At 64.4% G+C, this 11447-nt stretch carries 13 protein-coding genes; 4 read left to right on the plus strand and 9 right to left on the minus strand.

The window, feature by feature from the left end; all coding sequences use genetic code 11:
- The first annotated feature begins 155 nt into the window (after nucleotides 1-155).
- Nucleotides 156-602, plus strand: coding sequence for a DUF5665 domain-containing protein (locus HOY44_RS09150; RefSeq protein WP_008331994.1), 447 nt, complete (start codon nucleotides 156-158; stop codon nucleotides 600-602).
- A gap of 127 nt (nucleotides 603-729) precedes the next feature.
- A complete protein-coding gene (gene rpsO, locus HOY44_RS09155; RefSeq protein ID WP_138422440.1) occupies nucleotides 730-999 on the plus strand; it encodes a 30S ribosomal protein S15 in 270 nt (89 codons plus the stop codon).
- Nucleotides 1000-1033: 34 nt separating this feature from the next.
- Here the strand turns inward: rpsO and HOY44_RS09160 are convergent, their stop codons facing one another.
- Together HOY44_RS09160 and HOY44_RS09165 are read right to left on the minus strand one after the other, a co-directional pair.
- Nucleotides 1034-1594, minus strand: a complete 561-nt coding sequence (locus HOY44_RS09160; RefSeq protein WP_287434440.1) for a cytochrome b — start codon at nucleotides 1592-1594, stop codon at nucleotides 1034-1036.
- 1 nt (nucleotide 1595) lies between these two features.
- Nucleotides 1596-2165, minus strand: coding sequence for a YceI family protein (locus tag HOY44_RS09165; protein ID WP_287434442.1), 570 nt, complete (start codon nucleotides 2163-2165; stop codon nucleotides 1596-1598).
- Nucleotides 2166-2424: 259 nt separating this feature from the next.
- On the opposite strand from HOY44_RS09165, the gene pnp reads away from it, so the two are divergent.
- Nucleotides 2425-4575: a polyribonucleotide nucleotidyltransferase gene (pnp, locus tag HOY44_RS09170; RefSeq protein WP_287434444.1), complete on the plus strand. Its 2151-nt coding sequence runs from the start codon at nucleotides 2425-2427 to the stop codon at nucleotides 4573-4575.
- Nucleotides 4576-4635: 60 nt separating this feature from the next.
- On the opposite strand, the gene HOY44_RS09175 is transcribed toward pnp, so the two are convergent.
- The 7 genes from HOY44_RS09175 to HOY44_RS09205 form a co-directional block, all read right to left on the minus strand.
- Nucleotides 4636-5436 (minus strand): DUF2711 family protein, encoded by an 801-nt coding sequence (locus HOY44_RS09175; protein ID WP_287434446.1) that lies wholly within the window; start codon nucleotides 5434-5436, stop codon nucleotides 4636-4638.
- A complete protein-coding gene (locus HOY44_RS09180; protein WP_287434448.1) occupies nucleotides 5429-6160 on the minus strand; it encodes a metallophosphoesterase in 732 nt (243 codons plus the stop codon). Before HOY44_RS09180 ends, HOY44_RS09175 begins: the two co-directional genes overlap by 8 nt.
- Before the next feature lie 92 nt (nucleotides 6161-6252).
- A complete protein-coding gene (locus tag HOY44_RS09185) occupies nucleotides 6253-6846 on the minus strand; it encodes a hypothetical protein (RefSeq protein WP_008332007.1) in 594 nt (197 codons plus the stop codon).
- A gap of 57 nt (nucleotides 6847-6903) precedes the next feature.
- Nucleotides 6904-7038: an aa3-type cytochrome c oxidase subunit IV gene (locus tag HOY44_RS09190; RefSeq protein ID WP_008332009.1), complete on the minus strand. Its 135-nt coding sequence runs from the start codon at nucleotides 7036-7038 to the stop codon at nucleotides 6904-6906.
- 81 nt (nucleotides 7039-7119) lie between these two features.
- A complete protein-coding gene (locus tag HOY44_RS09195; RefSeq protein ID WP_502710693.1) occupies nucleotides 7120-7581 on the minus strand; it encodes a DUF6173 family protein in 462 nt (153 codons plus the stop codon).
- Between the two features lie 2 nt (nucleotides 7582-7583).
- A complete protein-coding gene (locus HOY44_RS09200; RefSeq protein WP_008332018.1) occupies nucleotides 7584-8627 on the minus strand; it encodes an MBL fold metallo-hydrolase in 1044 nt (347 codons plus the stop codon).
- Nucleotides 8624-10339, minus strand: a complete 1716-nt coding sequence (locus HOY44_RS09205) for an acyl-CoA dehydrogenase (RefSeq protein WP_287434453.1) — start codon at nucleotides 10337-10339, stop codon at nucleotides 8624-8626. The genes HOY44_RS09200 and HOY44_RS09205 overlap by 4 nt, the downstream gene beginning before the upstream one ends.
- A gap of 98 nt (nucleotides 10340-10437) precedes the next feature.
- Here HOY44_RS09205 and HOY44_RS09210 point away from each other — a divergent pair, with 98 nt between their 5' ends.
- Nucleotides 10438-11391, plus strand: a complete 954-nt coding sequence (locus tag HOY44_RS09210; protein ID WP_287434454.1) for an L-threonylcarbamoyladenylate synthase — start codon at nucleotides 10438-10440, stop codon at nucleotides 11389-11391.
- Nucleotides 11392-11447 lie beyond the last annotated feature (56 nt).

The raw sequence follows: 11447 nt of genomic DNA on the forward strand, positions 1-11447 counted from the left end.
CCGCGGCAAGGCCCCCAAGCGCCGGGTAACTCCGGCAGACGACCGAACATAGCACGAACACCGATGCGCGGCGGGCCAAAATAGGAAGAATTCAACATTAACACCCGGTTGTGAGCCGCGGATGCCCGGCCTACCGTGATCGGGAAGGGGAGCACATGGCCGAGAACGACCGATACAGCGATATCGCGGACGAAATCGACGGATTGCGCGCCGAGGTCGCGAAGTTGAACGGGCATCGCTATATCCGGCTGCACGACAATCTGTGGAAACTCGGGCTGTTCCAGTTGTTTCGGGGTCTGGCCTTCGGGCTGGGATCTGTCCTGGGCGCAACCTTTCTGGTTTCGGTCGCCGCCTATCTGCTCGCCCAGATCGACTTTATCCCGATCATCGGGGATTGGGCCGCCGACATCGCCCGCGAGATCGACGCGGACAACGCGGAAAGCTACGGGATCGCCGAGGAAACAGGCGAAGAACCGGCCAGCGCGGATGAGACGGATGACGAGGCGGCGGCGGAAGAGAACCCCTCGCCCGGCGGACAGCCCGCAGGTGACGATGGGATCGACCGGGGCGACTTCGGCATCACCGCGCCGGACGCCGAGTAACAAAAGCCTTTCCTTGCTGGGCGATTCCCCCTATACGCCCGCATCTGCGGACCTGTCCGCACTCCACGGGCCCTGCTGGACGACATCCCGGCTTGCGCCATAACCCTTAACTCTGAAGGAGACCCCGATGTCGATCACTGCTGAAGAGAAGAACAGCCTTATCAAGGAATTCGCGACGAAAGACGGCGACACCGGTTCGCCCGAAGTTCAGGTCGCGATCCTGACCAAGCGCATTTCCACGCTGACCGAGCACTTCAAGACCCACAAAAAGGACAACCACTCCCGCCGTGGTCTTCTGATGATGGTCGCCCAGCGTCGTAAGCTTCTCGACTACCTCAAAGGCAAGGACGAGGGCCGTTATCAGGACCTCATCAAACGCCTCGGCATCCGCCGCTAAGGTTTTCGGTTCCCCGCGAACCCGAAGCGCCCGCTCAACCGAGCGGGCGTTTTTCGTTCGGTCCGGTCTTGCCCGACACCATCCGGCGAAGCGTGCCATCCGACCGATGAAGCGCGCCTGCGATGTGAAGCAGAACTACGGCGGCGAGCAGTTTGGTGAGCGCGCCGTGCGCGGCGAAGAACCCGTTCTCCCAGGCTTGCGAGACGGGCGCGATGCGTGGAAGCGTCACGGTTCCTAATATCACCACGTCGATCCCCGTCGCCGCGCTCGCGATCCAGCCGGTCAGAGGCACCGCCAGCAAGAGACCGTAAAGCGCGATATGCGCGCCTTTCGCGAGCCGACGTTGCCAGCCCGGCACCGTGGCCATCGGCTGCGGGGGCGGCGAGAGGCGATGCCAGAGGATGCGCAGGACGATCAGAGCCAGCAGGACTATGCCGACGGTCTTGTGCCAGCCGAACAGATGGAAGTTCGACATATCGACCTGCATCCGCGCGATATAGGTGCCGAAGCCGAGCATCCCGATCACGAGGAGCGCCGTGATCCAGTGGATCAGGCGGGTCAACAGACCGAACCGGTCCGGATCGTTCCCGATCACTTCAGCCTGCCCGGTTCAGCCGGGCGACGATCTGAATCACCACGCGGTCCGAAACCATGTCGCTCCACCCGTTCGCGCCGAACTCCGAACGGTTGACCGCGCCGGATATGTGCACCGACATCTTGGACAGATCGCCCGGATCGGTGCCCTGCTGGCGAAACACCTGCGCCGACAGCCGGATGGGCCGGGTGACGCCCCGGATCGTCACCTGCCCATCGACTTCGGCGGTCGTGGTGCCGATCCGGAACGCCGACGATCTGAAGACGAGGTCGGGGAACTGCCCGGTTGCCAGAACCTTGGGGCCTTTCAAAGCCTGCTCCGCGAAAGGAAAGCTGGAGCTCGCCCCGGCGGCATTCAGCACGACGGCCACGTTGCTGTTGGCGTTCCGCTGGAAATCGAGCGTCACGTCGGCGGACTTGATCGGCATACGTCCCGTGATCTTGTCCTGCCCGAAGCCGACCTCGTAGCTGACGACCGAATTCGCGGCGTCCAGCACGTATTTCACCGGCTCGGCCAATGCGGCGGACACGGAAAAGATCAGCGCAAGCGCGCCTGCCCAAACGTAGTGCATCACAACCTCCCAACCTGCGCGTCCCGGCTTTGACTGTCAGACATTACGGCAGGACCGCGCAACAGGTTCATTTGCCGCGCCACAAGACCCCTCGCGTTTCTGACCTTTCAAATGTGGGCGTTTTCCTGTATGGCGCGTCCATCTGAGACGTGACGCTCTGACCCCGGCGCATGAAAAGGTAGAGGGGTCGGCGGCAATGGGGCCGCCATGACAACGGGAGACCCGGAGGGCCGGGAGTGCTCCCATAAGGATACGCTACATGTTCAACGAAGTGAAAAAATCCATCCAGTGGGGCGAAGAGACGCTGACACTGGAAACGGGCAAGGTTGCCCGTCAGGCCGACGGAACCGTGATCGCCACGCTGGGCGAAACGTCGGTCATGGCGAACGTGACGTTCGCCAAGCAGCAGAAAGAAGGCCAGGACTTCTTCCCGCTGACGGTTCATTACCAAGAGAAATACTACGCGGCCGGTAAAGTCCCCGGCGGCTTCTTCAAACGCGAAGCCCGCCCGACCGAGAAGGAAACGCTGACCGCGCGCCTGATCGACCGTCCGATCCGCCCGCTGTTCGTCGAGGGCTTCAAGAACGAAGTGCTCGTGATGTGCACGGTTCTGTCCCACGACCTCGTCAACGATCCCGACATCGTCGCGATGATTGCCGCGTCGGCCGCGCTCACCATCTCCGGCGCGCCGTTCATGGGTCCGATCGCCGGTGCCCGCGTGGGTTATGAGGATGGCGAATACGTCCTGAACCCGACCTGCGACGACATGCACGACCTGCGCAACAACCCGGACCAGCGTCTGGACCTCGTCGTCGCCGGCACGAAAGACGCCGTGATGATGGTGGAATCCGAAGCTTACGAGCTGACGGAAGCCGAAATGCTGGGCGCCGTGACCTTTGCGCACGAGCAGATCCAGCCGGTCATCGACCTCATCATCGATCTGGCGGAAGACAGCGCGAAAGAGCCGTTCGACTTCGCCGCGCCGGACTATTCCGCGATCTTCGAGGCCGTCAAAGCCGCTGGCGAAGACAAGGTGCGCGCCGCCTATGCCATCACCGACAAGCAGGAGCGTGTGGCCGCCGTTGCTGCCGCCAAGGAAGAGATCAAAGCCTCGCTGTCGGAAGAGCAACTGGCCGACCCCTCGCTCGGCACCGCGCTGAAAAAGCTCGAGTCCAGCGTTCTGCGCGGCTCGGTCGTGAAGGAAGGCAAGCGGATCGACGGTCGTGCGCTGGATCAGGTTCGCCCGATCCTCGCCGAAGTCGGCCTTCTGCCCCGCACACACGGCTCGGCGCTGTTCACCCGTGGGGAAACGCAGGGTCTGGTCGTGACCACGCTGGGCACCGGCGACGACGAGCAGATGATCGACGCGCTCACCGGCACCTACAAGTCGAACTTCCTCTTGCATTACAACTTCCCGCCGTATTCGGTCGGTGAAGTGGGCCGCGTGGGTTCGCCGGGTCGCCGCGAAATCGGCCACGGCAAGCTGGCCTGGCGTGCGCTTCAGGCGGTTCTGCCGGCTGCGACCGACTTCCCCTACACCATCCGCGTCGTGTCCGAGATCACCGAATCGAACGGCTCGTCCTCGATGGCGTCGGTCTGCGGTGGCTCGCTGTCCATGATGGACGCCGCCGTGCCGCTGAAGGCTCCGGTCGCCGGTGTGGCGATGGGTCTGGTGCTGGAAGACGACGGCTCCTACGCCGTGCTGACCGACATCCTTGGCGACGAGGATCACTTGGGCGACATGGACTTCAAGGTGGCCGGTACGGAAAACGGCATCACCTCGCTCCAGATGGACATCAAGGTCGCCGGTATCACGCCTGAGATCATGGAAAAGGCCCTCGCTCAGGCGAAAGACGGCCGGATGCACATCCTTGGCGAGATGAACAAGGCGCTGTCGGCTGGCCGCACCGAGTTCTCGGCCCACGCCCCGCGCATCGAGACGATGACGGTGCCCACCGACAAGATCCGTGAAGTGATCGGGTCGGGCGGCAAGGTCATCCGCGAGATCGTGGAAGTGTCCGGTGCCAAGGTCGACATCAACGACGACGGCGTCATCAAGATCGCCTCGCCCAACAACGACTCGATCCAGAAGGCCTATGACATGATCCACGCGATCGTGGCCGAGCCGGAAGAGGGTCAGGTCTACAAGGGCAAGGTCGTGAAGATCGTCGACTTCGGCGCCTTCGTGAACTTCTTCGGCAAGCGTGACGGTCTGGTCCACGTGTCCCAGATCGAAAACCGCCGCCTGAACCATCCGTCGGATGTGCTGAAGGAAGGTCAGGAAGTCTACGTCAAGCTTCTGGGCTTCGACGACCGTGGCAAGGTCCGCCTCGCCATGAAGATGGTCGACCAGGAAACCGGCGCGGAACTGCCGCCGGAAGAAAAGAAAAAGAAAGAAGACGCTGAGTAAGGCGGACCTCTTTCGAGGACCGAGGCCCCGGTGGAAACGCCGGGGCCTTTTTTTGACATGTCAGCTCGTGCGCGAGGTTTTCCGGGCGAAAAAGTCGTGCGGGTTCAGCCAGTCGACATGGGTGTCGATCCCGGCATAGCGGCCTTCGAAGAACCGCTCGGGCGGCGCGGCGCGGCGCACCGCGTCCGGCATCGCGACGAAGGCTTCGACACCGTCATGGGCCCATGCGATCAGGATCTTCGGATCGTCGCAGGAAATGGCCGAGACGAAATGCTCCTCAAGCCGGACCGGCGGGTTGGTGCGGCTGAACTCGGCCACGTCGATCTCTTCGGACGCATCCCGGAACTCGGACCAGATCGTCACGTCGTCGATCCCTAGCGCGGTCAGGTAGCGGTGGATCATCGGTTCCATCACCACAGGCAACGTGTCCTCTTCGGGCGGATAGAGGCCATAATGGGCCAAACCGTCGAGCGATGCGGCCATCACGCGGTCGATGTCCGGCCGCTTCGCCTCCAGCGTCCAGAGCCATGCGGTGCGCGCGAAGGTGTTGAAGTCGGACGCGCCGATGTCGCGCTGAACCTCGTCCCACCTGACGGGCTGTCCGCGCTCCTTGATCCTGATCTCGAACCCTTCGGGGGCCTCGTTCTCGCGCACGGGCGGATTGTCGATCAACTCGCCTATGTCGTCGAACTCACCGCGGTTCGCGTGGATCGGGCCATAGGCCGCGGTTTGCGGCGTGTAGCCGGGCACACGGAAGAACGGATTGAACGCGATGAAAACGTGGTCATAGTCCTCGGCCCACCAGTCGAGCAGCGGGTGCTCGAAGGGCGGCAACAGCAGATGGCGGGGCGTCCTAGCCACGGGGCAGCACGGCTCGCCCGCCCTCGGTCAGCAGCCATGCCTCGCGCCCCTCGATCACGACGGCGCTCATGGGGCGGAAATAGCCCGCGCCGCTGTCGATGTTCAGCCGGTTGCCGTAATGCGTCGCGACATCGGCGGGCGTGTGACCATGGACGATAAGCTTGCCGTGGTCGTCGGTGGACGACAGGAACGGCTCGCGTATCCAGACGAGGTCGTCCTCGACCTGATCGGCCAGCGGAACACCGGGGCGCACGCCTGCATGACAGAAGAAGCACTCGCCGCGTTCATAGGTGACGGGAAGGTCGTTCAGAAAATCGACATGCCGCGCGGGCACACGCGCGACGGCATCGGCGTGCAGGGCTTCGATCGGCTGGTCCGTATCGACGCCATAGGAGGCCAGCGTTTCCCGGCCCCCCAGACGTTCGTCGAGCCAGTGAAGACCCGCGAGCAGCCGGTCGGGCGTGCGCGGCGTGGGTTCGAGGAACGCCGTCATCATGCGGTCATGGTTGCCGGTCAGAACGACCCACGGCGCACCGGAGGCCAAGCCCTGCATCAGATAGTCGATCACCCCTGCCGTGGCGGTCCCCCGGTCGCACAGGTCACCGATGTGAACGGCAGGCGCGTCCCGGTCGCCGCAGGCCACGCGGTCGCGTTCGATCAGATCGTGCACGCGCTCGAGTTCGGAAAGCTGCCCGTGGATATCGCCGATAGCATAGGTTCTCATGGCGCCCTGTTAACCGCTGGGATGTCCGGGCAAAACCCGCAAAACGAAAAGGCCGGACAGATCGCCCGGCCTCGTCCCGTTCCTCGCCCGCCTCAGACGTGCGGCGCGAGGATGTAGTCGTTGTCGTTCGGATCGTCGTCCTGATAGAACCGCTCGGTCACGCCGGGAAGCGCCTTGAAGTCCTTCATCGCGGCGACCGGGAACAGCGTCGACCCGATGCTCTCGAAGCCCGGAAGCTGGCGCAGCACGGCGGTCACCGCCTGCGTGCACATCGCCTTGGGCACGGCGCCGTATTCCTGCACGAGCCGGATCGCCTTTTCGGCGACGGCGGGGCTTACGATGATGTCGTGGCGATAGACGTCCCACGTGATGCGGGCGTGGTAGTCGATGTAGAACTCGACCGCCGGTTCCGAAATCCCGAAATGCACGTCGTTCCGCTCGGGGATCTGGGGGTGATACCAGGTGCCTGCCGGATCGAACAGGATGCGCTGCGACCCGTTGATCATCAGCGCCGCATGGCCACCCTGACCGTTGTTGCGACCGACCACCGTGAACAGCGAGATCATCGGCGGACCGTTGTGCACGTAAGTGGCGCGCGTCACCTCTTCGGTCGAAGCCCATTTGCTTTCAGCCGCACAGGCGGCGAGCCCGAAAAGGAGAATGATCGAAAGAAGGATGCGGCGCATGGTCAGAACCACCCTGTCTGAAAATGAAAAGGCCGGGCCAGAGGGCCCGGCGGTTCCTCAGGCGCCGACGATGGCGAGAAGGATCAGAACCACGATGATCGCGATCACCGAACGGACGGTGAATTTCATGAACCCTTCAAAGGTCTTTTCCTGCACCCGAATGTCCATCGAGCCGTGCTTGTGTTCAGCCATTTGATCCCTCGTCAGCCGTGTTTCGCGCTGTCGATTAGACGATTTCGGCGGGCCTGTCACGCCGCGATGGGCGCAAATGCCTTATTCTTCGCCCGGTGTAGCGCCCGCGTCGCGTTCAAGGTCGGCGGCAAGACGAAAGCCGATGCGATAGGGTTCGTCTTCTCCCTTTTCCCGGGGCATCGCCCTGAGAATCACGTTGAGCTGGCTGACGTGCTGGACGAGCTGGGTCTTCGTGCCCGTCAAATCCGTGCCGTAGAAGGTCACTATGTCGGGGTCGAAATACCCGATCCCTTCGATCCTGAGCACGCCCGCATCCGAGCCGGTAAAGCCCATCGCGACCTCATGCTCGTTGTCGAGCTGCTCTTCGAAGTTCTGGATATAAAGGATGATGCGCTGATAGGCCCATTCCGCCGGACTCTTGTCCTCGGGCGGCGTGTCGGCGACCGATGGAGGAAGCGGTGTCTCTTCGGCGGTCGGTGCGTCGTGGTCCGAACACCGGGCGACGGCGCGGCGCGGATGTTTCTTCTCTCCGATCGCGCTCACGCTCACGCGCGGCCCCCTTTCGCCTGCCACAGCCACGCATCGTCGTCGCGCCGGGTGCGCGTGACCTTGCCGGTCTGGAACAGGTGGTTGAGGTGGGCGAGCGCCTCGACCAGCGCGAGGCCGTATTCCCCTTCGCCGATGGTGCGCTTGAAGATCGCCGGGAAGCACTCTACCGCGGTTTTCGGCGTGTCGAGGTAGGCTTCGAGCCGCTCCAGCGCCGAGTGGTGGTTCTGGATCAACTGGCGCATCCGGGTCGGCAGACCCTTGTAGGGCAGCTTGTGGCCCGGCAGGACCAGCTGTTCGTCACGGGCGAAATGAATGAGCTTGCGGCAGCTTTCCAGCCACTCGCCCACCGGGTCGGCCTCGGGCTCGGTCGCATAGACGCCGAGATTGGGGCTGATGGTGGCGAGAAGCTGATCGCCGCCATGAACGAGGTTGTCGTCCTGCGACCAGAAGGTCGCGTGCTCCGGCGCATGTCCGTTGCCGATGCGCACGTCCCACGTCCGGCCCCCGAAGGTGATCGTGTCGCCTTCCTTGACGCGCGTGAAGCCGAGCGGAAGCTCGGCCACCACATCCGCGAAGTTGAAGGGACGTTCGCGTGCCCGTTGTTCGTAGATCGCGCGGTCCATCCCGGCGGACCGCCAGAACGCCAATGTCTCGTCCACCGGCTTTTCGTGCTCGTCGAGCCTGAGCATCCGGGCCATGAGCCACGCGGTGCGGGTGGTGACGAGTTCGGCGCCATGTTCGCGCTGGAACCAGCCGGCCAGCCCGATGTGGTCGGGGTGGTGATGCGTGACGATCAGGCGCTTGATCGGCTTGCCGCCGAGGGGTCCGGCCAACAGGCCCTCCCAGATCGCACGGGTCTTTTTCGAATCGAACCCCGTGTCGATCAGCGTCCATCCATCGCCCTCGTCGAAGGCGAAGACATTCACATGGTCGAGTTTCATAGGCAGCGGCAGGCGGAACCAGAGAACCCCGTCCGCGACTTCGACGGCTTCACCGATGTCGGGCGCCGTCTCCCATGGAAAACTCAGATGCACGTTCAAACCGCCAGATCCTCGACCGAAAGGGCATAGAGCCCTTCCGCTCCGGCCCGCGCCTGCTCCAGCGACGACGCGTGGTCGGGCAGAAGCCGCTCGATATAGAACGCGGCCAAGGCGGTGCGGGGCCCCCGGCCCTCCTCCGCGATCGCCGACTTGAGGTGATAATAAGCCCCCAGAACCCGAGCGAAAGCCGATTGATAGGGCACGGCCCCCGCAAAGCGCGTTTGCAGGTCCTGCTCGACCAGCCATTCGGTCGCCTCACGCAGGGTTTCGGCCGCTTCCCAGACAGGCTTGGCCAGTTCCCCGAGCGTTTCGCGCGCGCCTTCCGCCGTTCCCTCGATCTCGTCCAGCAGGCGGAAGGCCATGTCTCCCCCGTCCATCATCTTGCGCGCGACGAGGTCCATCGCCTGAATGCCGTTGGTGCCTTCGTAGATCGAGGTCACACGCACGTCGCGGTAATACTGCGCGGCGCCGGTTTCCTCGACATAGCCCATGCCGCCATGCACCTGCACGCCGAGTTCCGCGACCTTGATGCCCATGTCCGTCCCATAGGACTTTGCGATGGGCGTGAGGAACGCGGCGCGGGCCTTCCAGCCCTTGTCGCCGGTTGCCCCGGCCATGTCGATTGCCGTGGAACAGGCCAGCGATATGGCACGCGCGGCATAGGTTTCGGCACGCATCTGGACCAGCATCCGGCGCACGTCGGCAAAATCCGCGATGGTGCCGGTGCCGTTCTCGACGGGCGTCTTGCCCTGCTTGCGGTCCAGCGCATAGGCGAGCGCGTGCTGATAGGCACCCTCGGCCACGCCGACACCCTGAACGCCCACGTTGAGGCGGGCGTTGTTCATCATGGTGAACATCGCGGCCATGCCGGCGTGTTCCTCGCCCACGATCCAGCCGGTCGCGCCCTCGTAGCTCATGACGCAGGTGGGCGAGCCGTGCAGGCCCATCTTGTGCTCCAGCGACACGACGCGCAGGTCGTTGGCCTTGCCGGGATTGCCGTTCTCGTCGGGGATATACTTCGGCACCATGAAGAGGCTGATGCCCTTCGTGCCCGGCGCCCCGTCGGGCAGACGGGCGAGGACGAGGTGGCAGATATTCTCGGCCATGTCGTGATCGCCCCAAGAGATATAGATCTTCTGCCCGGTAATCGCGAAAGTCCCGTCGCCGTTCGGCACCGCCTTGGTCGTCAATGCGCCCACGTCCGAGCCCGCCTGCGGTTCGGTCAGGTTCATCGTCCCGGTCCATTCGCCGCTGGTCAGCTTGGGCAGGTACAAGTCCTTGAGTTCGTCCGACGCATGGGCTTCGAGCGCCTCGATCTGGCCCTGCGACAGAAGCGGGTTCAGCCCGATGGCAAGGCAGGCGCCCGCGATCATGTCGTTGACGCTGGCGGTCAGGGTGAAGGGCAGCCCCATGCCGCCGTATTCCGGATCGCCGGAAATGCCGATCCAGCCGCCTTCGGCCATCGCTTCATAGCCTTCCTTGAAGCCCGGGCTCGAACGGACCACGCCGTTTTCGAGCACCGCGCCCTGAAGGTCGCCGTTGCGCTGAAGCGGTGCGATCACCTCATCCGCCAGCTTTCCCGCCTCGGTCAGGATCGCGGTCACGGTATCGGCCGTCGCCTCGGCGAATTTTTCGGTCGCGGGGACGGCCTCGAAGCCGACGACGTGATCGAGCAGGAATTGGAAATCGGCGACCGGGGCGCGATAGGGCATGGGAACCTCCCGTTGGCTTGTGAAAGCGCGACTGCCACGCTAGGCAGTTGGCCGGAACCTAAGACTAATCGCTTTCGACACAAGGGAAACGCGGCGTCATGGCCGATCTGCACGCCACCAAACGACTGGTGCCGGATGACACCGGGATCGCGCGGGCCGCCGAGGTCCTGCTTGCGGGCGGGCTTGTCAGCTTCCCGACCGAAACCGTCTATGGCCTTGGCGGCGTCGCGACCGACGACATCGCCGTCGCCCGGATTTTCGAGGCGAAGGGCCGGCCCCATTTCAATCCCCTGATCGCGCATGTGCCCGATCTGGAGGCGGTGTCGAAGATCGCGGAACTGTCAGGACGCGCACACGATCTTGCGCAGGCGTTCTGGCCCGGCCCCCTGACGCTGGTGCTGCCGATGCGGGCGGATGCCGGCCTGTCGCCGCTGGTCAGTGCCGGTCTGACGACCGTTGCCGTGCGCGTTCCCGATCATCCGCTGACGCAAAAGCTCCTCCGCGCCGTCGGGCGGCCCGTCGTCGCCCCCTCCGCGAACCCCTCGGGCCGGATCAGCCCGACCGAGGCGGAGCACGTGCTCGCGGGTCTTGGCGGGAGGATCGAGGCGGTGCTGGACGGCGGACCCTGTTCGGTCGGCGTCGAAAGCACCATCGTCGGGTTCAATCCCGAACCCGTCCTGCTGCGCCCCGGCGGACTGCCCGCCGAGGCCATCGAAGACGCGCTGGGCGCGCCGCTCGCCAGACGCGCAGAGGGCGCGGGGATCAACGCGCCGGGTCAGTTGGCCTCGCATTACGCGCCCGACGCGCGGGTTCGGCTCGATGCCGAAGCCGCGCGGCCCGGTGAGCGGATGCTGGGGTTCGGCGGTGTGGACGGGGAAATGAACCTGTCGCCCTCCGGCGATCTGGTTGAGGCCGCCGCGAACCTGTTTCGGATGCTGCATGCATTGGACGCGGCTGGCGACGCGCCGATTGCGGTGGCCCCCGTGCCTGACACCGGGTTGGGCCGGGCCATCAACGACAGGCTCAGGCGGGCGGCGGCACCGCGGGGCTGAGTTTCGCGGCAGCAAGCTGCCACGATCCATGCGAGGGGCGCTGCCCCTCGCGCTCC

This window comes from Maritimibacter sp., from assembly GCF_016774595.1.
In the GTDB taxonomy this organism is placed as follows: Bacteria; Pseudomonadota; Alphaproteobacteria; order Rhodobacterales; family Rhodobacteraceae; genus Maritimibacter; species Maritimibacter alkaliphilus.

Coding starts and splice junctions, on each gene's coding strand:
- HOY44_RS09185 (WP_008332007.1), bottom strand. CDS start 6,846: ATGCGCCGCATCCTTCTTTCGATCATTCTCCTTTTCGGGCTCGCCGCC.
- HOY44_RS09210 (WP_287434454.1), top strand. CDS start 10,438: ATGGCCGATCTGCACGCCACCAAACGACTGGTGCCGGATGACACCGGG.
- HOY44_RS09190 (WP_008332009.1), bottom strand. CDS start 7,038: ATGGCTGAACACAAGCACGGCTCGATGGACATTCGGGTGCAGGAAAAG.
- rpsO (WP_138422440.1), top strand. CDS start 730: ATGTCGATCACTGCTGAAGAGAAGAACAGCCTTATCAAGGAATTCGCG.
- pnp (WP_287434444.1), top strand. CDS start 2,425: ATGTTCAACGAAGTGAAAAAATCCATCCAGTGGGGCGAAGAGACGCTG.
- HOY44_RS09180 (WP_287434448.1), bottom strand. CDS start 6,160: ATGAGAACCTATGCTATCGGCGATATCCACGGGCAGCTTTCCGAACTC.
- HOY44_RS09165 (WP_287434442.1), bottom strand. CDS start 2,165: ATGCACTACGTTTGGGCAGGCGCGCTTGCGCTGATCTTTTCCGTGTCC.
- HOY44_RS09150 (WP_008331994.1), top strand. CDS start 156: ATGGCCGAGAACGACCGATACAGCGATATCGCGGACGAAATCGACGGA.
- HOY44_RS09205 (WP_287434453.1), bottom strand. CDS start 10,339: ATGCCCTATCGCGCCCCGGTCGCCGATTTCCAATTCCTGCTCGATCAC.